The 18,818-nt window shown below is 61.3% G+C and carries 19 protein-coding genes; 14 read left to right on the top strand and 5 right to left on the bottom strand.

Annotation, left to right across the window (positions count from 1 at the left end):
- Positions 1-36: 36 nt before the first annotated feature.
- From BN1123_RS18860 to BN1123_RS18870, 3 genes are all read right to left on the bottom strand, one after another.
- Positions 37-468, bottom strand: a complete 432-nt coding sequence (locus tag BN1123_RS18860) for a DUF411 domain-containing protein (protein ID WP_042028986.1) — start codon at positions 466-468, stop codon at positions 37-39.
- 48 nt (positions 469-516) lie between these two features.
- Positions 517-840 (bottom strand): hypothetical protein, encoded by a 324-nt coding sequence (locus tag BN1123_RS18865; RefSeq protein WP_042028987.1) that lies wholly within the window; start codon positions 838-840, stop codon positions 517-519.
- 88 nt (positions 841-928) lie between these two features.
- Complete coding sequence (locus tag BN1123_RS18870) at positions 929-1,651, bottom strand: SDR family oxidoreductase (RefSeq protein WP_042028990.1); 723 nt, start codon at positions 1,649-1,651, stop codon at positions 929-931.
- A 142-nt stretch (positions 1,652-1,793) separates the two neighbouring features.
- Between BN1123_RS18870 and BN1123_RS18875 the strand changes: the two genes are divergently transcribed.
- From BN1123_RS18875 to BN1123_RS18895, 5 genes are all read left to right on the top strand, one after another.
- On the top strand, positions 1,794-2,636 hold the full coding sequence (locus tag BN1123_RS18875; RefSeq protein WP_042028992.1) for a LysR family transcriptional regulator: 843 nt from the start codon (positions 1,794-1,796) through the stop codon (positions 2,634-2,636).
- Positions 2,637-2,738: 102 nt separating this feature from the next.
- Entirely contained in the window at positions 2,739-3,338 is a 600-nt protein-coding gene (kefF, locus tag BN1123_RS18880) for a glutathione-regulated potassium-efflux system oxidoreductase KefF (protein ID WP_042028993.1), read from the top strand.
- Between the two features lie 70 nt (positions 3,339-3,408).
- Positions 3,409-5,265, top strand: a complete 1,857-nt coding sequence (locus BN1123_RS18885) for a monovalent cation:proton antiporter-2 (CPA2) family protein (RefSeq protein WP_042028994.1) — start codon at positions 3,409-3,411, stop codon at positions 5,263-5,265.
- Positions 5,262-5,648, top strand: a complete 387-nt coding sequence (locus BN1123_RS18890) for a SirB2 family protein (RefSeq protein ID WP_042028995.1) — start codon at positions 5,262-5,264, stop codon at positions 5,646-5,648. Before BN1123_RS18885 ends, BN1123_RS18890 begins: the two co-directional genes overlap by 4 nt.
- Before the next feature lie 292 nt (positions 5,649-5,940).
- Positions 5,941-6,927, top strand: a complete 987-nt coding sequence (locus BN1123_RS18895; RefSeq protein WP_026456656.1) for a helix-turn-helix transcriptional regulator — start codon at positions 5,941-5,943, stop codon at positions 6,925-6,927.
- An 871-nt stretch (positions 6,928-7,798) separates the two neighbouring features.
- On the opposite strand, the gene BN1123_RS18900 is transcribed toward BN1123_RS18895, so the two are convergent.
- On the bottom strand, positions 7,799-8,110 hold the full coding sequence (locus BN1123_RS18900; protein ID WP_042028997.1) for a DUF1145 domain-containing protein: 312 nt from the start codon (positions 8,108-8,110) through the stop codon (positions 7,799-7,801).
- Positions 8,094-8,723 carry a 16S rRNA (guanine(966)-N(2))-methyltransferase RsmD gene (gene rsmD, locus BN1123_RS18905; protein ID WP_042028999.1) on the bottom strand — a complete coding sequence of 210 codons (630 nt, stop codon included), beginning with the start codon at positions 8,721-8,723 and terminating at the stop codon, positions 8,094-8,096. Before rsmD ends, BN1123_RS18900 begins: the two co-directional genes overlap by 17 nt.
- A gap of 110 nt (positions 8,724-8,833) precedes the next feature.
- On the opposite strand from rsmD, the gene ftsY reads away from it, so the two are divergent.
- The 9 genes from ftsY to hutG all read left to right on the top strand — a co-directional run bounded on the left by ftsY (position 8,834) and on the right by hutG (position 18,793).
- Positions 8,834-10,561 carry a signal recognition particle-docking protein FtsY gene (gene ftsY / locus BN1123_RS18910; protein ID WP_042029001.1) on the top strand — a complete coding sequence of 576 codons (1,728 nt, stop codon included), beginning with the start codon at positions 8,834-8,836 and terminating at the stop codon, positions 10,559-10,561.
- A gap of 51 nt (positions 10,562-10,612) precedes the next feature.
- The gene (gene ftsE / locus BN1123_RS18915) at positions 10,613-11,281 is read left to right on the top strand and encodes a cell division ATP-binding protein FtsE (protein WP_026457129.1); all 669 of its coding nucleotides are present in this window, start codon (positions 10,613-10,615) and stop codon (positions 11,279-11,281) included.
- Between the two features lies 1 nt (position 11,282).
- On the top strand, positions 11,283-12,236 hold the full coding sequence (gene ftsX / locus BN1123_RS18920; protein ID WP_026457130.1) for a permease-like cell division protein FtsX: 954 nt from the start codon (positions 11,283-11,285) through the stop codon (positions 12,234-12,236).
- 450 nt (positions 12,237-12,686) lie between these two features.
- Positions 12,687-13,541, top strand: coding sequence for an RNA polymerase sigma factor RpoH (gene rpoH, locus BN1123_RS18925; protein ID WP_042029003.1), 855 nt, complete (start codon positions 12,687-12,689; stop codon positions 13,539-13,541).
- A 126-nt stretch (positions 13,542-13,667) separates the two neighbouring features.
- Complete coding sequence (gene can, locus BN1123_RS18930; RefSeq protein ID WP_026457132.1) at positions 13,668-14,327, top strand: carbonate dehydratase; 660 nt, start codon at positions 13,668-13,670, stop codon at positions 14,325-14,327.
- A gap of 10 nt (positions 14,328-14,337) precedes the next feature.
- Positions 14,338-15,042 (top strand): histidine utilization repressor, encoded by a 705-nt coding sequence (hutC, locus tag BN1123_RS18935; protein ID WP_042029005.1) that lies wholly within the window; start codon positions 14,338-14,340, stop codon positions 15,040-15,042.
- A 107-nt stretch (positions 15,043-15,149) separates the two neighbouring features.
- Entirely contained in the window at positions 15,150-16,472 is a 1,323-nt protein-coding gene (locus BN1123_RS18940) for a YjiH family protein (protein WP_042029006.1), read from the top strand.
- 156 nt (positions 16,473-16,628) lie between these two features.
- Positions 16,629-17,852, top strand: coding sequence for an imidazolonepropionase (hutI, locus tag BN1123_RS18945; protein WP_042029008.1), 1,224 nt, complete (start codon positions 16,629-16,631; stop codon positions 17,850-17,852).
- Complete coding sequence (hutG, locus tag BN1123_RS18950; RefSeq protein ID WP_042029010.1) at positions 17,849-18,793, top strand: formimidoylglutamase; 945 nt, start codon at positions 17,849-17,851, stop codon at positions 18,791-18,793. The genes hutI and hutG overlap by 4 nt, the downstream gene beginning before the upstream one ends.
- Positions 18,794-18,818: the final 25 nt, after the last annotated feature.

Raw genomic sequence — 18,818 nt, forward strand, 5'->3', positions numbered from 1 at the left:
CATGATGGGGGAGTGCCGGTTCATGGCCAGTATCCGTCAGCCGGGATAGCTCGACCAGACTCTGGTCGTGCCCTCGTTGCTGATGCTCAGCACCTGGTAGGGTTGGCCCGGAATGTCCATGCCGGGGGCGCTCTGTGGCATACCCGGAATGGTCAGGCCGCGGATCGCCGGCTTCTCTTTGAGCAGCTTCTTCACATCGGCGGCGGGCACGTGTCCCTCGATCACATAGCCGTTGACCACCCCGGTGTGGCAGGAGGCCAGTTGCGGGGCGATGCCGTATTTCTGTTTGACCGGTTCAAGCTGTTCGGTTTCGATGACCTCGAGTTCGAAGCCATTCTCTTCCATGTGCTTGTTCCAGGCCTGGCAGCAGCCGCAATATTTGGATTTGTAGACGGTCATTTTCTCGGCCGCGAGAGCGGAAAAGCTGACGGTGCCGGCCAGCAGGGCCAGCAGCAGGGATTTGTACATAACTCACCTCAGATTGAATAAAACATGCCCAAAAACAGGGATTTTGACTCAAGTCCGGGTGCGGGGAGGGCGCTCCAGCCGTTCTGCCGGAGCGTCCGGCATGAACAGGGAAGGGGGGAGGAAATCCGGGGTATCGGGTTCCAGCATGGCCACCGTCAGGCTGTCATTGCCGAGCACCGTCATCGAGAGCGCCGAAGTAAAGCTGCCGCACGGCATGGCTTTCTCCAGGGTGCGCTCGCTCTGGCTGCAGTGGCTGCTCAGGGTACAGAGGTCGGTCGCGGCCCGGCTGCCAAACGACATCAATACCAGCACCAGACTCCACAGGGGGAGCCAGCGACGGGCATGAGCGAGTTGGCGACGAGTGAGAACCATGGAACGACTCTGACGAAATTGGGGCGTTATGGTAACCCTGTGCCAGGGGGGAGGGTCAAGCCCTCCCCGCCGTTCCGGTCAGGCTGGATTAAGGTTGCTGACGAGTTGCCGCCAGCACGATTTCACGCACGCAGACGTTGGCAGGCTGGTTCCAGGCATAGAGCACAGCCTCGGCGATCACCTCGGGTGCGATCACGCCACCCATCTGCTCTTTCCAGTCGTGGTAACCGGCCTTGATGCTCTCGTCCGTGGTGTGGCTGAGCAGCTCGGTCTCCACCGCTCCCGGGGCGATAGTCACCATCCGCACCCCCAGATCGGCCACCTCTTCCCGGATGTTCTCGGTCAGGGCGTGAACCGCGAACTTGGTGGCGCAGTAGGCGGCATGGTTCGGGAAGGTCTTGCGACCGGCGATGGAGCTGATGTTGATGATGGTGCCGCTGCGGCGTTCCTTCATCCCGGCCAGCACCCCATGGATGCCGTTCAGCACGCCCATTACGTTGATGTTGAGCATCTGCTGCCATTCGGCGGGATCCTGCACGTCGGCCTGACCCAGCAACATGACACCGGCGTTGTTGACCAGGCAGCCCACCGGGCCGAATTGCGCCTCGGCCTGCTGAATGGCCGCCTTCATGGCGTTTGTATCGGTGACGTCGACCCCGATGCAGAGCGTATCGGGCAGGCCCAGGGCCTGCATGGGCTCGACCCGGCGGGCCAGCAGCAGTAGCGGGTGGCCGGCGGCGGAGAAGGCGCGGGCGATGGCGGCACCGATCCCGGCGGAGGCACCGGTGATCACGACGAGGGACTTGGACATGATGTTTCCTTCTGATTCGATGGTCGGTTTGGGCAAACAGACGGCTGGCCAGCACGCAGTGGAGTCACTATAGTCTCCGCATCCATCAGTGATAAATATTGTTTTCCGCTGGTTATCATCTGAAAAAACTATGGTTGGGCTTATGCTGGATCTGAGATTGCTGCGTTTCTTCATCGCCATCTATGAAGAGAAGAACATCACGGCGGCGGCGGAGCGTTGCCACGTTAGCCAGCCCTCCCTCTCGGCGGGGTTGCGCCAGCTGGAAGAGGTGCTCGGTGACAGCCTCTTTATCCGGGGCAAGAAGGGGGTGGAGGCGAAGGAGCCGGCCCACTATCTCTATCCCCACGCGGTCAAGCTGGTGGAGGAGGCGCGCCGCCTGCCCGAGCTGTTTCGCCAGAAAGCGACGCGGGCGAGACTCAATATTGCCATCATGCCGGATCTGAGCCGACGTCGGGTGGCGGCTCTGCTACAGCGGGTGCAGGGGGTCTTGCCGGAGCTGGATCTCACCCTCTCCGACCAGGATAGCCCCGCCGATTGTCGTCTGACCCTGGATGCCCTGCGCCGGGAAGACGAGATCTTCTTGCCGCTGTGGGAAGAGGATTATGTACTGTGTGTACCCACCGGCCACCCGCTGGCCAGTCGTCCGCGCATCGAGCTGGCAGAGCTGCAACACCATGATTTTATTGAGTGCCCGCCCTGCGAGGCCCATCAGCAGACCATAGGCCTGCTGGCCTGTGACCGGCTCACCCTCAACCTGGTGGCCAAGGCCGAGAGCAAGGGGCTGGTGATGGCGTTGGTGCTGGCGGGAGTGGGGATCAGTTTTCTGCCCGATGGCTTGGTGGAGGATGAACCCGGATTGCAGACCCTGCCGGTGAATGGGCCGCGGATGTTTCGCCGGATCGGGCTCTGTTATCCTGCCCACCAGACCCTGAACCCGGCGATGCGTGAACTGATCCCCGAGTTGGCAGGGTATGGCGCTTCCTGATAAGGTCGCTTTCCCATGCATCTTCAGGATGTACCTTGTCGTCGCGCCCCTTTTTATCGATCGCGCCATGCGCAGTGAGGCTTCTGTCCCGGTGGGCTTGTCATGAAACGCATTCTGGTCATTTTTTCACATCCGGCCCTGCAGAGTTCCAGGGCCAACAAGCAGTTGCTGCAGGCCGTCGACGGTCTGGAAGGCGTGACCCTGCACGACCTCTATCACCACTATCCCGACATGTTCATCAATGTGAAACGGGAGCAGGCACTGCTATCGGAGCACGACATCATCGTCTTCCAGCACCCCTTCTACTGGTACTCCTGCCCGGCCATCATGAAGGAGTGGATGGATCTGGTGCTGGAGTATGGCTACGCCTACGGCCCCGAGGCTCACGCCCTCAAGGGCAAGCAGTGGCTCAGCGCCATCACCACGGGCGGTGCCCCCGAATCCTACTGCAGCGAGGGCTACAACAGCCGTCCGCTGCTCGATTTCCTGCTGCCCTTTCAGCAGACCGCCACCCTGTGCGGCATGCACTGGCTGCCCCCCTTCGTACTCCACTCTTTTCACAAGATCCGGGATCCGGAGGCGTTGCGCCGCTGCGGCCAGGATTATCGTCAGCTCTTGTGCGCCCTGCGCGATGAGCAGCTGACCCCGGGGCAGCTGGCCGGGCGGCCCTATCTGCGGGATCTGCTGGAGGAGCTCTCATGACAGGTATGCGATCCGGTCGTTGCCCCGGTATGCCCTCCCAGGGATCTGCCATCGCGTGGAGGATCCGCTGATGGGACATGGTTTGCTGTTTGATGCCTTCATCTATCTCTCTGCTGCGGTGATCGCCGTGCCGCTGGCCAAGCGCTGGGGGTTGGGGTCCGTGCTCGGCTACCTGCTGGCGGGGATCATCATAGGCCCCTTCCTGCTGGGGTTGGTGGGTGAGCAAAAAGACGTGATGCACTTCGCCGAGTTTGGCGTAGTGCTGATGTTGTTTCTGGTCGGGCTGGAGCTGCGCCCGGCCCTCTTGTGGCAGCTGAAGGGGCCGATCCTCGGTACCGGTGGCCTGCAGGTGCTGCTCACTACCGGCGCCCTGACCGGCGTGGCTTATCTTATCGGTCTGCCGCTGCAGCAGGGGCTAGCTATTGGTCTCATACTGGCGCTCTCTTCCACCGCCATCGTGCTGCAGAGCCTGCAGGAGCGAAAACTGATGCAGAGCGAGAGCGGCCGCTCCGCTTTTGCTGTATTGCTGTTCCAGGATATCGCCGTCATTCCCATCCTGGCGATTTTGCCGCTGCTGGCCATCGCGCCTGTGGTCAGCAATGGTGGCACCGAGCTGGCTGGCTGGCAGCATGGCCTGCTGGTAGTGGCCGCTATCTCCGGCATAGTGCTGGGTGGCCACTACCTGATGCGGCCGGTATTTCGCGCCATCGCCCAGTCCCATATGCGGGAGATCTTCGTCGCCGCGGCCCTGTTGCTGGTGATCGCCATCGCCGTGCTGATGGAGTCGGTGGGGCTTTCGCCTGCGCTGGGCTCCTTCCTCGCCGGCGTAGTATTGGCGGACAGCGAATATCGCCACGAGCTGGAGGCGGATATTGAGCCCTTCAAAGGCTTGCTGCTTGGCCTCTTCTTCATGTCGGTGGGGGCGGGGATCGACTTCGGTCTGTTTGCCGAACACCCCTTCCTGATCCCGACCCTGGTGATCGGGCTGATGGTGCTCAAATGGCTGGTGCTGATGGCCCTTGGTTTTGCCATCCGCATCTCGCCGGGTCAGCGCTGGACCTTCGCGCTGGCACTGGCCCAGGGCGGGGAATTTGCCTTCGTGCTGTTTTCGTTCGCGGCCCAGAACAGGGTACTGCCCGGTGACACCATCTCATTGCTGACCCTGGTGGTGGCGCTCTCCATGGCACTGACTCCGCTGCTGTTGATCCTCAACGATCGGGTGATCCAGCCCTGGTTCGACTATCGCAACCAGGGGGATGTGCCGCAACACGAGCAGCCCGAGCTGGTGGAGCACCCGGTGATCATCGCGGGCTTCGGTCGCTTCGGCCAGATAGTGGGGCGCCTGCTGCACGGTCACGGCATAGGCACCACCATCCTCGAGCAGGATGCCAGCCAGATCGAGATGCTGCGAAAATATGGCTATCAGGTCTTCTATGGCGACGCCAGCCGGATCGATTTGCTCCATGCCGCCGGCGCCCACAAGGCGAAGCTGCTGGTGCTCTCCATCAACGATACCGCCACCTCGCTGGCGGTGATCGAGATGGCCAGGAAACACTTCCCGCACCTCAAGATCCTCGCTCGTGCCCAGGATCGTCCCCATGCCCACGAGATCCTGCGCCACGGGGTCGACAGCGTCTATCGGGAAACTCTGGGATCTGCGGTGGATCTGGGGGTGGAAGCTCTTACCCAGCTCGGCTTTCGGGCCAACCAGGCCTGGCGGGCGGGGCAGACCTTCAAGCAGCATGACAACTGGTTGCTGCGGGAGCAGGTGAACTACCTGGACGATGAACACACCTATATCAACAAGAGCCTGCAATACCGGGAGATCCTCTCCGATCTGTTGCAAGACGACGAGGAGGGGCAGGAGCGCATCCATGCCCACAACTGGAACAGCGGGCTACCCAACGACGACAAGGAAGCAAGATGATTGCCTATTACCCCATGCTCAAACACCTGCATATGACGCTGGCGCTGGTCAGCCTGCTGCTGTTCCTCTACCGCTGGGGCCTGGCCCTGGCGGGCAGTGCGCGGCTGCAACAGAAGTGGCTCAAGGTGCTGCCCCATATCAACGACACCTTTCTGCTGCTGTTCGGGGTGTTGCTGGCGGTTGCCCTGCAGATGAGCCCGGGCCAGCAGCCTTGGCTGATGGCCAAGCTGGTGGCGCTGGTGGTCTACATCGGGCTCGGTGTCATGGCGCTCAAACGGCCGGCGCAGGGCCAGAAGCTGGTGGCCGGTGTCGCCGCCCTGGCGGTATTTGGTTATATGGTCGGTGCCGCCATCACCAAGTCCCCCTGGTCCTGGCTGTTTTGATCGGAGAAATGGAGGGGAGGCAGGCCTCCTCTCCATGTAATCTGCTTTAAAAATCGATAATTTCTCTCTTTTATCCTTCCTGCGACCTTGTTCGTGACATGTCAAATTTATCTTTTTTATTATCAAAAAAGCCTCAATTGCCACCTTTCCGGTTTGTTTTTTTCTTATAAATCATGTTGATAAGCCTGACTGTATGAAAATGGAGACAGTTGTCTCGGCAAAACTTGCGTCATAGACTGTCGCAGGTCACGACTAGCATTCAGTCAACACTAACCCAGTGAAGGCATGCACCATGAGTAAGAAGCTGTTACGACAACTGACCTTGGCGCGTTGCATCCCGCACCGCCCTTACAAGCTGACCGCCAGCCAACTCCAGGTAAAACTGGAAGAGGAAGGCATTCATGTCAGTCTGCGTACCGTGCAACGGGACCTGGAAGAGATGTCCGGCATGGGACTGTTCGACCTCACCTCGGACGAGCGCAGCAAGCCCCATGGCTGGTGCTTCGAGCGCCACGGGCTTAACGATTTTGCCAATATCATGCCGCTCTCCCTGGCGGTGGCCCTGAAAACCTGGAGTGATCAGGCGAGCCAACTGTTGCCGGCGAGCGTGCTGACCGAACTGAACCCGCTGGTCGACAAGGCCAGCCAGGTGATCCGCGACAGCCAGAGCGAACTGGCCGAGCGCTGGCTCGAGAGCGTGCATCAGTCGCCGCGTCCGTTTGCCGGCAACCCGGAGATCCGCCGCAGCACCCTGATCCGCGACGCTCTGTGGCGTGGTCGCAAGTTCAGCGCCGAGATCCAGCGGGTGATCAAAGAGCGAACCGTGTGGCTCTGCTATGATCGCATCAATCCGCTCGGGATCCTCAACCAGCCGGAAGGGCCGGTTCTGCTCTGCACCCTGTCCGAGCTGGATCCCAAGGTGTATGGCATCCCGTTCGATCACATCAAGAGCGTCGAGCTGACCAATTTCAGCGCGACCCAGCCGAAGGATTTCAATATCCAGAAGCTGATCCGCGATCAGGGCTATCAGGATGTGAGCGGTCCGATCCGCTTTGTCGGTCGCATCGATGCCAACAGCCAGTCGCTGGTGGACAACCAGATCCCCGGCAACAACCCCCGCATGACGCGTTATGACAAGCGCAGCGTGGTAGTCGAGACCGAGGTGCAGGATACCCCCGAGTTTCGCAGCTGGCTGAACAACATTGGTGGCGAGCTGGAAGTGCTGGCGCCGGAATCCTTGCGCAAGGCCTACCTCAACCCGTCCAACCGGGTGAGTTGATGGTACAAGGCTGATAACAGCAAACGGATAGCATCACAAAGAGTCGAGCCTGGTCTCGACTCTTTTTTTGTCTCTTTTTTGAGCATATTTATTCAACAAATTTTTAAGCTTTATTCGCTGGATTGAACCGTTTTCGCGGGCCGTTTCGGGGCGGGGAAAGCATGTAAGAGATCTGCCATAGGGTGTGTGCGACGCTAACGCTTTAAGCCGTACGCGAAGCCATGCCAGAAAAGGTGACCTTTCTAGTGAAACTAACTAATTGCTTGTTTTTAAAGGAATAGTTTTTAAGGTTGTTTTTTGTCATCTATATGGCAGCGGATATTTCTCCACGGATGGCCCTTGCTCGGAGAGTCCATTGCCTTAGTATGGGTCTCACAAGGACGAAGCTGGTTCCGCAGGATGCAGAGCAGCGAATAAAGATGGAATAGTCCACAGGATGTGGGCAAGGACACCTCAGGATGAGCACGGTAGTCAGGATGATTATCGTCATGGATGAACAGGGAACACCGCGGGATGCGGCAGGACACTCTCGGGACGAGAGCAGAACGAACCGGATATCGTTCTTCAGGATGAACAGGACCTCGCGGGATGCGAGAAGGACGCTTCAGGACGAAGCGAGATAACCCGGATGGTTATCGGTCAGGAAGACGCAAGGACCCCCACAGGACGTGGTAATGGACACCTCCAGGATGGAGACAGTGAAGCGGTTCAGGATGAATTGCCAAGCCAGGAAGGCTGCTGGACACGCCAATGGATTGGAAAGGGGATATTCCAAGGGATTAGGATAACGTCAGGGATTGCAGGGAGCATTGCAGTTCTAGGGACAGGACGACATGACTCTAGGGGACGGCCACCGCCGTCCCCTTTTCTTTTATTGCTTGTCCGGATTGTTTGCGCGTTGGGCTGCTTCAACGATCCCTTGCAGGCGCTGGCGAATGTCTACCATGCCAAAGACGCCGAAGATGAGCACACCGATGAACTCACCCCGGGTCACCTCAAAGTAGCGTTTGCAGGCTGCCTTGATCATGCTGGCTTGCACCCAGTGCAGCAGGGCGACTATCACGCCACAGACCGGCAAAAAGCCGTTCAGTTTGCCTGGCAGGGGCAGGATCAGGCTCATCAGTACGCCGAACCAGAAGAACAGAATGAGCCCCATCGCCAACAGATTAAATATCCGCTTCATCGTTTACCTCCCGCACATAGAGTTGATAGCAGACCTGACCGGCCTGCTTGTCCTTGAGTAATTGCCAGCTGGCAGGCAGTGGAAGATCTGCCATCTCCTTCTCCCGCTCCAGATAGATGAGGGCATCCGGAGCCAGCCAGCCTCGCTGCTCCAGCAGATCGCACACCTGGGGCAGCAGTTCGCGGCGAAAGGGGGGATCGAGGAACACCAGATCGAACGGGGTAGCCGGGCCTTGCAGCCAGTTCACCGCATCGGCCTGGATCACCTGGCCCTGGCTGCTGCCGAGGGTGGTCAGGTTCTGTCTGATCTGCTCGGCGGCGCCTCTGTCCATCTCGATCAGAGTGACCTGTTCGGCGTAGCGCGACAGCGCTTCCAGACCCAGACCACCGCTGCCGGCGAACAGATCGAGGCAGCGGGTACCGCGGATGTGGGGGGCCAGCCAGTTGAAGATGGTCTCCTTGACGCGATCCGTGGTAGGCCTGAGCCCTTCTACATCCCTGACCGGCAATTTACGGCCGCGCCACTGGCCGCTGATGATTCTTACAAAGCCCGATTTTCCTTGCTGGGCTGGGCGTTTATTGGGGTTGCTACGGCTGGATTTCACTCTGGGCATCGCGTTTCATCGTCAGAAAATAAAGTGGTAGTATAAGGCAGTTCATTTTTATGCCGGCCCTCCCGGGACGGCTATCTTAGCAGTCAGCCAACGATGTGAGTATTTTTTAGATGGCAAAAGGTTTGTTTTCCTGGCTGGGTTTCGGCCGCAAGAAAGAAGAGGCTGAGGCTGTCCAACCACAGACACCGCAAGCCACCCCTGTTACCGCTGAACCTGAGGTTCCTGCTACCCCAGCCGCCGACACAGTGCCGGCTGTTTCTCCCGAGGTGCCCGCCAGCGAGCCTTCCTCTGCCGGGCATGATGAATGCTGCCAACCCGCAGAACCCGATGCCAAAGGACCGCTGGTGGTGGAGGAGTGCGCCTCCGATTTGGAGCCGGTGATCGTCAATGAATCACTGATGACAGATGAAGCCCGGGCGGCCGAAGAGGCCCGCATCGCCGCCGAAGCGAAGGCAGCGGAGGAGACCCGCATCGCCGCCGAGGCGCAGGCTGCGGAAGAGGCCCGTATCGCCGTCGAAGCGCAGGCTGCGGAAGAAGCCCGCATCGCCGCCGAAGCGAAGGCTGCGGAAGAAGCCCGCATCGCCGCCGAAGCGAAGGCTGCAGAAGAGGCTCGCATTGCCGCCGAAGCGAAGGCAGCGGAAGAAGCCCGCATTGCCGCCGAAGCGCAGGCTGCGGAAGAGGCCCGTATCGCCGCCGAGGCAAAGGCTGCGGAAGAGGCGCGCATCGCCGCCGAAGCGCAGGCTGCAGAAGAGGCGCGTATCGCCGCTGAGGCACAGGCAGCGGAAGAGGCCCGTATCGCCGCCGAGGCGCAGGCAGCGGAAGAGGCTCGTATTGCCGCCGAGGCTGAAGCCGCCGCGCTGGCAGCCTTGCCACTGGCCGCAGCCGTAGAGGATGACACCCAGGAAAAACCGCAGCGCGAGGGCTTCTTTGCCCGTCTCAAGCGCAGCCTGGTGCGCACCAAGGAAAACATTGGTTCCGGCTTCTTCAGCCTGTTCCGTGGCAAGAAGATCGATGATGATCTGTTTGAAGAGCTGGAGACCCAGCTGCTGACCGCCGATCTTGGCGTAGATACCACGACCCGTATTATCGAAGGGCTGGTGCAGCATGCGGATCGCAAGCAGTTGAAGGATGCCGAGGCGCTCTACGGTCTGCTCAAGCAGGACATGGGCGCCATGCTGGCCAAGGTCGAGCAGCCGCTGGTGATCGATACCGGCAAGAAGCCCTACGTCATCCTGATGGTTGGTGTGAATGGGGTGGGCAAGACCACTACCATCGGCAAACTGGCCAAGCAGTTCCAGGCCGAGGGCAAGAGCGTCATGCTGGCCGCCGGTGATACCTTCCGGGCCGCTGCCGTCGAGCAGCTGCAGGTGTGGGGTCAGCGCAACAATATCCCGGTGATCGCCCAGCATACCGGTGCCGATTCTGCCTCCGTCATCTTTGATGCCATCGAGGCCGCGCGCTCCCGTGGTGCCGACGTGTTGATCGCCGATACTGCCGGTCGCCTGCAAAACAAGAGCAACCTGATGGAAGAGCTCAAGAAGGTGGTGCGGGTGATGAAGAAGCTCGACGAGGAGGCCCCTCACGAGATCATGCTGACCCTGGACGCAGGCACCGGCCAGAATGCCCTGAGCCAGGCCAAGCTGTTCAGCGAGGCGGTGGGCCTGACCGGTATCACCCTCACCAAGCTTGACGGCACCGCCAAAGGGGGCGTCATCTTCGCGGTGGCGGACAAATTCCAGATCCCGATCCGCTATATCGGGGTCGGCGAAGGGATTGACGACCTGCGCCCCTTCGTGGCCAACGATTTTATCGAGGCGCTCTTCAGTCGCGATGAGTAACCGCAGCATGCCCCGGCCCAGGTCGGGGCTTGTCAATGTCAGGGAACCGTTATGATTCGTTTTGACAAGGTCAGCAAGGTATACAGCGGCGGTCATCAGGCGCTGCAGAAGGTCAGCTTTCACCTGCGCAAGGGGGAGATGGCTTTCCTGACCGGGCACTCGGGAGCGGGCAAGAGCACCCTCCTGAAACTGATCAGTGTGATGGAGCGACCGACCGATGGTCGCGTTTTCTTTCATGGCGACGATGTCAGCCACATCCAGCGCAGCCAGATCCCCTATGTGCGCCGCCAGATCGGCATGATCTTCCAGGATCACCGCCTGCTGATGGACAGAACCGTGTTCGACAACGTGGCCCTGCCGCTGGTGATCGATGGCTACAGCCACGCCGATATCAACAAGCGGGTCGCTGCAGCCCTCGACAAGGTGGGGCTGCTCGGCAAGGAGCGTTACCAGCCGCGCATGCTGTCCGGTGGTGAGCAGCAGCGGGTGGGGATCGCCCGCGCCATCGTCAACAAGCCACCACTGCTGCTGGCGGACGAGCCGACCGGCAACCTGGATCCCCAGCTCTCCATGGACATCATGCGGCTGTTCGAGGAGTTCAACCGCTTCGGGGTGTCGGTGCTGATTGCCACTCACGATCTCGGCCTCATCGCCCGCATGCGCTACCGCACCCTGACCCTCAAGGCGGGTCGCATGTATTCGCAAGGGGAGGAGCTCTGATATGGCTATCGTTCGTCATAAACAGCCACCGCTGCGCCGCCTGATGATGTATGGCGTGGATCATGTGCGCCAGGCTTTCGCCAGCCTGGGGGAGCTGTGGCGCAATCCGCTCGCTTCCCTGATGACGCTGGCAGTGCTGGGGGTCAGCCTGGCGCTGCCTTCCTGCTTCCACGTGCTGCTGAAAAACGCCGAGATAGTAGAGGGAAGCTGGCAGAACAGCTCCCAGATCTCCCTCTATTTGCGCAAGGACCTGCCTGAGCAGAGCATCCTCGATCTGCAGCAGCGGATCCTGCTCTATCCCGAGGTGGACTCGGTGACCTATCTGAGCCGGGACGATGCGCTCAGGGAGTTTCGCGAGATCTCCGGTTTCGGCGATGCGCTTGATTACCTCGACAGCAACCCGCTGCCGCCGGTGCTGAGCGTGATCCCGGATCCCCGCTGGCAGAATCCGGAAGGGGCCGCCGAGCTACTCGGCAAGCTCAACAACGAAAACGGGGTGGAGCAGGGCAAGCTGGATCTGCAGTGGCTGACCCGGCTACAGGGGATCATGAACCTGCTGCGCCACACCATCACCGGCATTGCCGTGCTGCTGCTCTCAGCCGTGCTGCTGATCGTCGGCAACACCCTGCGCCTCAATATCCTCAACCAGCGATCCGAGATCGAGGTGCTCAAGCTGGTGGGGGCGACTGACTCCTTTATTCATCGTCCCTTCCTTTATACCGGCATCTGGTTTGGCGTCATCGGTGGCATGCTGGCCTGGTGGCTGACCGAGGTGATGGTGATCTGGAGCGAAGGGGTGGTGAAGGAGCTGGCGGGGCTTTACAACAGCAACTTCCGGCTGGTGGGAATGGGGGCGTTTGACGGTTTCAACCTCATACTGCTCGGGGCTTTGCTGGGGCTGATCGCCTCCTGGTTTTCGGTTCATCGCCACATTCGCGACATAGAACCGTCCTGATTAATTTATCATCAAAGTAAATCACTGGATTTTGCGAACTGGATCAAGTAAAAGAGTGGCCTTTTCTAGCTCGGACCGCATTGTCAGAGTATTCTGGGTAATAATGATCCCCGGGATCTTCGCGGGATCCAGTGAACCTTCTGCACTATAAACGGTCTATCAAGCTGAAGCATTTATACGGGTATGGCCCCTATGCCTTGCTCGTCTGACTTGGCAAGCATGTGAAGGTTGCGAGCTCCGCAACAATGGACTTAGCATGCTACTTTTCGGGGGTCCTTGATTGTGACCCCCTTTTTTTGACTGTTCATTCATGATTCATCCTGCCGGCCTAAGATAACCCAGTCTGAAACTGGGTTTGATGTATGATGCAAGCCGCAGAATGACGTCCGGTCAGTAGACAGACCCTCTCAGGGTGTTAGACTGATTTGATTGAAAAGTAAGAGGTAACAGATGGGAACTTCATTGCAGCGCACTATGGCTTTGATTCCGCAAGGTAGTCTGGAAGGCTATATCCAGGCAGTTAACTCGATTCCGGTGCTGAGCGCAGAGGAAGAGCGTGAGCTGGCTGAGCGTTTGCAGCAGGATGGCGATCTCGAGGCTGCTCGTCAGCTGGTTATGTCGCACCTGCGTTTTGTCGTTCACGTGGCCAAGAGTTATGCCGGTTACGGCCTGCCCCAGGCTGACCTGGTTCAGGAAGGCAATATCGGTCTGATGAAGGCGGTCAAGCGCTTCGACCCGAGCGTGGGTGTGCGTCTGGTCTCCTTCGCCGTGCACTGGATCAAGGCCGAAATTCACGAGTATGTTCTGCGCAACTGGCGCATGGTCAAGGTGGCTACCACCAAGGCCCAGCGCAAGCTCTTCTTCAACCTGCGCAAGTCCAAGAAACGTCTGGGCTGGCTGAACCACGAAGAGGTGCAGGCCGTGGCCGCCGATCTTGGCGTCTCCGCCAGCGACGTGACCGAGATGGAAGCGCGCATGAGCAACTATGATCAGGCGTTCGATCTGGTCGGCGATGATGACGAAGAGGGTGGCTTCGCTCCCGTCCACTATCTGGAGGACAAATCCTCCGATCTGGCCGCCACCATCGAGAACGACAACTGGGACGATCACGCGATCCGTCGCCTGAGTTCCGCCCTCGCCACTCTGGACGAGCGCAGCCAGCACATCATCCGCGCCCGCTGGCTGGACGACGAGAGCAAAACCACGCTGCAGGAGCTGGCCGATACCTACGGCGTCTCCGCCGAGCGCGTGCGTCAGCTTGAGAAGAACGCCCTCAAGAAATTGAAGGATGCCATGGAGGCCTGATGCCTCCGTCATTGAAAACAGGGCCTAATGGCCCTGTTTTTGTATCAGGCCGGATCTGTTGAGGCTTGCCCAGGTTACCCATGGGTGTGTTATGTTGCCGCCACTGCCAAATAATGGAGAGCAGAAGTGAAACTGTTGAACGATCTGTTTACCAATAACCGCGAGTGGGCCGAGCGGATCAAGGCCGAAGATCCCGATTTCTTCGCCACACTCTCCGCCCAGCAGGCGCCGGAATACCTCTGGATCGGCTGCTCCGACAGCCGGGTGCCGGCGAACCAGCTGATGGGACTGTTGCCGGGGGATGTGTTCGTCCATCGCAACGTCGCCAACCTGGTGGTGCACACCGACTTCAACTGTCTGTCCGTGCTGCAATATGCGGTCGAGGTGCTCAAGGTGAAGCACATCATCGTCTGCGGCCACTACGGCTGTGGTGGCGTCAAGGCGGCGATGCAGAACCAGGAGTTGGGGCTCATCGACAACTGGCTGCGCAACATCAAGGACGTCTACTTCAAATACAGCGAACAGCTCGATGCCATCGACGACGAGCATGAGCGCTTCGACTATCTGTGCGAGCTGAACGTGGCCGAGCAGGTGGCCAACGTCTGCCATACCACCATCATCCAGAACGCCTGGCGCAAGGGTCAGGAGCTGGCGGTACATGGCTGGATCTACGGCATCAAGGACGGTTTGCTGCACGATCTCGATCTCTGCATCAGCGGTCCCGAGCAGATCCCGGACGTCTACCGCGCCTGGCCGGACATGCGTCCGCCGCACCGCCGCCGCTGAGGATCCGACCTTGGCTCCAGCCCTCTACCTGCAGATAAAGCAACATATCCTGGACGGGATCCGCGAACGCCACTATCAGGCGGGAGACAAGATCCCGACCGAGGCGGCCTTGTGCGATCAGTTCGGCGTCAGCCGGATGACGGTCAACAAGGCCCTGCGCGAGCTGACGGCCGAGGGGTGGCTGGTGCGCACCGCGGGATCCGGCAGCTTTGTGGCGGACAGGCGCACCGAGTCGCCACTGCTCGAGATCCGCAACATCGCGGACGAGATCACCGAGCGTGGTGCCCGCCACGGCAGCCGGGTGATCCGGCTGGAGCGGCAGAAGGCGGATGAGAAGGTGGCGGTGCAGCTTGGCCTTCGGGTCGGCGCCCCCATCTTCCACAGCCTGATCGTCCATCAGGCCGACGACGAGCCGCTGCAGCTCGAGGAGCGCTTCGTCGACGCCGAACGCCTGCCGGGCTACGGGGAGCAGGACTTCACCACCCTGACCCCCAACCATTACCTGATGCAGGTCTGCCCCCTCTCCGAGATGGAGCACGTAGTCGAGGCGGTGCAGCCGAGCGCCGGCGAGGCCGCCCTGTTGCAGGTGCGGGTCGATACTCCCTGCCTGCTGCTGCACCGGCGCACCTGGTCGGACGGCGTGCTGGTCTCCTATGCCCGCCTGCTGTCGCCGGGATCCCGCTACAAACTGAGATCCAAGACACGGATCGAATAGAAGTTGTAACACAAAGGTAACTTTTCATTTCCTTCCTGCCATCGGGCGCTATAAATGTATATACATTTTGGCGTCCGGAGGACGCCCGTTCACTCAGGGAGGAAATCATGGAACCGGAACACACTCTCGACTCGACCGCGCGTGGCGGCGCCGGTCTCAAGCTGTTGCTCACCAGCGTGCTCGGCATCGGCGCTTTCTTCGTGCCGTTCGAGCTGGCGGGGCGCAGCACCATACTGGTGGATCACCTGGCCGGCGCCCTGATGGGGCAGCGACCCCTGGCCGTCGGTCTGATCCTGGCGTTGATCGCCTATGGCGCCGCTCGCCCCTTTTTTGACGGCCGCTGGCGTGGCCGCTTCATCGACCGGCTGCTGACCCTGTTCAAGCTGCTCGGTCTTGCGTTGGCGCTGCTCTACGTGACAGGCACGGGGCCCGTCTGGCTGATGACGCCGGATCGTCTGCCCTTCCTGTTTGACAAGCTGGCCCTGTCGGTTGGCCTCATAGTCCCGCTCGGCGCCATGTTGCTCACCTTCCTGCTCGGTTTCGGCCTGCTCGAGTTCATCGGAGTGCTGATGCAGCCGGTAATGCGCCCTCTATGGCGCACCCCGGGCCACTCGGCCATTGACGCGGTGGCCTCCTTCGTCGGCAGCTACTCGGTGGGCCTGCTCATCACGGATCGGGTGTTTGCCGCCGGCAAGTACTCGGTGCGCGAGGCGGCCATCATCGCCACCGGTTTCTCCACCGTTTCGGCCGCCTTCATGATCATAGTGGCCAAGACGCTCGGCCTGATGGAACACTGGAACTTCTACTTCTGGTCGACCCTGATCATAACCTTCCTCATCACCGCCATCCTGGCCCGGGTGCCGCCCATCAGCCGGCTGGACGACGCGGGGGAGGCCGAGGCGCCCCTGCCCGACGGCGTCAATCGCTGGCAGATGGCGCTGGCCACCGGGCTGGCCCAGACCCGCGGTGCCGACCCCATCGGCCGCCAGCTGCTCGACAACCTGCGCGACGGCATCCGGATGGCGGCGGCCGTGGTGCCCACCATCCTCTCGGTGGGGCTGTTTGGCCTGCTGCTCGCCAAGTACACCCCCCTGTTCGACGTCATCGGCTGGCTGCTCTGGCCGCTGACCTGGCTGCTGCAGCTGGGGGAGCCCCTGGAGACGGCGCGGGCCCTCGCCGCCGGCCTGGCCGAGATGTTCCTGCCGGCCATCCTGCTCAAGGAGGCGGATCTGCTGACCCGCTATGTGGCCGCCGTGGTGTCGGTGAGCACTGTGTTGTTCTTCTCCGCCTCCATCCCCTGCATCCTGGCCACCCGCATCCCAATCGGAGTGGGGCAGCTGCTGGTCATTTGGTTGCAGCGCACTCTGCTCGGCATCCTGCTGGCTGCGCTGGCTGGTCGCCTTGGCCTTGCTCTGGGCTGGATAGGTTAATTGTATATACAAAATAGCACGCTCGTTTTGCCCGCCTTGTGCGGGCTTTTTTCTTTTCGGCCCTTGTGTTAAGCCTGTTACAGAAATGTGATGAAGGATCTTCCCTTTTCACCCACGATCGACTATACATATTTGTATATACATTTGGAGTCTGGCATGAACAAGGAACTGTTGGCCTGCGATCGGGTCTGGATCAACCTCATCCCCGCCACCATGAGCAATGGCTATGACCTTCTGGGCCCCCACGCCCTCGGCGTGAAAGCGGGCCGGATCCACGCCCTGATCCCCATGAGCGAGCTGACCGGGCCCTTCCCCGAGAGCTGGCAGGATATGAAGGGCCGCCTGGCGACCCCGGGTCTTATCGACTGCCACACCCATCTTATCTATGCCGGCAGCCGCGCCGCCGAGTTCGAGCAGCGGCTGCAGGGGGTCCCCTACAGCGAGATTGCCCGCCAGGGTGGCGGCATCCTCAGCACGGTGCGTGCCACCCGTGCGGCCAGCGAGGAGGAGCTGTTCACGCTTGCTGCCACCCGGCTCAAGAGCCTGCTGCGCGAAGGGGTCACCACGGTCGAGATCAAGTCCGGCTATGGTCTGACCCTGGAAGACGAGCTCAAGATGTTGCGAGTCGCGCGCCGCCTTGGCCGCGCCCTGCCGGTGCGGGTACGCACCACCTTGCTGGCGGCCCACGCCGTGCCGCCCGAGTTCGACGCGGATGGCTGGGTGGATCTCATCTGCGACCAGCTGATCCCGATCGCTGCCGCCGAGGGGCTGGCCGACGCGGTCGACGTCTTCTGCGAGGGGATCGCCTTCAACTTGGCCCAGTGCGAGCGAGTCTTCGCCGCCGCCCGTGCCCACGGCCTGCCGGTCAAGGGGCACATGGAGCAGCTCTCCAACTTGGGCGGCAGCGCGCTCGCCGCCCGCTACCGCGCCCTCTCGGTGGATCACCTGGAACACCTGGATGCCGCCGGCATCGCCGCCCTGGCCGAGAGCGGCACGGTGGCGGTGCTGCTGCCCGGCGCCTTCTACTTCCTGCGCGACACCACCTTGCCGCCGGTGCAGGCGCTGCACGAGGCCGGCGTGCCCATCGCGGTCGCCTCCGACATCAACCCCGGCACTTCGCCGCTGGTCTCCCTGCGTCTGGCCATGAACATGGCCTGCACCCTGTTTCGTCTCACCCCGGAGGAGGCGCTGTGTGGCGTCACCCGTCACGGCGCCACGGCGCTTGGCGAAGCAGGGCTGGGTCAGCTCCAGGTAGGCATGGAGGCCGACTTCCTGGTTTGGTCGTGCGCCCACCCGGCCGAGCTGGCCTATCAGGTCGGCGTCGACCAGCTGGTGGCACGGGTCGTGAAAGGACAGGAAACCCTGGGAGGTCTGGCATGAGCGAGATGCAGGTATGGCAGGGTCGTCAGGACCCGGAAGACGGCGCCCTGGCCCTGCGTTGGCACGACAAAGTTCTGCCTTGGCAAGAGGCGCAGCCCTGGCAGGCGCAGGACGAGGCGCCCGGCGTGGTGCTGCTCGGCTTTGCCTGTGACGAGGGGGTGCGCCGCAACAAGGGGCGGGTCGGCGCCGCCGGCGCGCCGCTGGCGATCCGCAAGCTGCTCGCCAGCACCGCCTGGCACCTGAGTCAGCCCGTCTACGACGGTGGCGACGTGCGCTGCGAGGACGGGGATCTCGATGCCGCCCACGGCCGGCTGGCCGAGCGGGTCGCCGCGGCCCTGGAGCAGGGCCACTTCCCGCTGGTGCTGGGGGGCGGCCACGAGGTGGCCTTCGGCAGCTGGAGTGGCCTCAACCGCCATCTTGATGGCAAGGGCAGTATGGGCATCATCAACCTGGACGCCCACTTCGACCTGCGCATGAAACAGGAACAGGCGAGTTCCGGCACCCCCTTCTTCCAGATCGCCGAGCAGTGCGCGGCGCAAGGCTCGCCCTTTATCTATGCCTGCCTCGGGGTGGCCGAGACGGCCAATACCGCGGCTCTTTTTGCCAGAGCGCAAACGTTGGGGGTGTGGCACGTGCTGGATGAGGCCATGACCCAGAGCGAGCTGCCTGTCCTGCTGGCGGGGCTGGATGCCTTTATCGCCCGCTGCGATCACCTCTATCTCACCATCGATCTCGACGTGCTGCCCGCCGCCGTCATGCCGGGGGTGAGCGCCCCTGCCGCCCGCGGCGTGGAGTTGGCGGTCATCGAACCGCTCATCGCCCATATCCGGGCCAGCGGCAAGCTCAGGCTCGCCGATCTGGCCGAGTACAACCCGAACCTGGATCTCGACAGCTGCAGCGCCCGCGTGGCGGCCCGTCTGGTCCACCAGTTAACCAAGTAGTGACCGAATCCATACACAAGGAGTG

Origin of the sequence: Aeromonas enteropelogenes (genome assembly GCF_000819845.1) — a bacterium.
GTDB lineage: Bacteria > Pseudomonadota > Gammaproteobacteria > Enterobacterales > Aeromonadaceae > Aeromonas > Aeromonas enteropelogenes.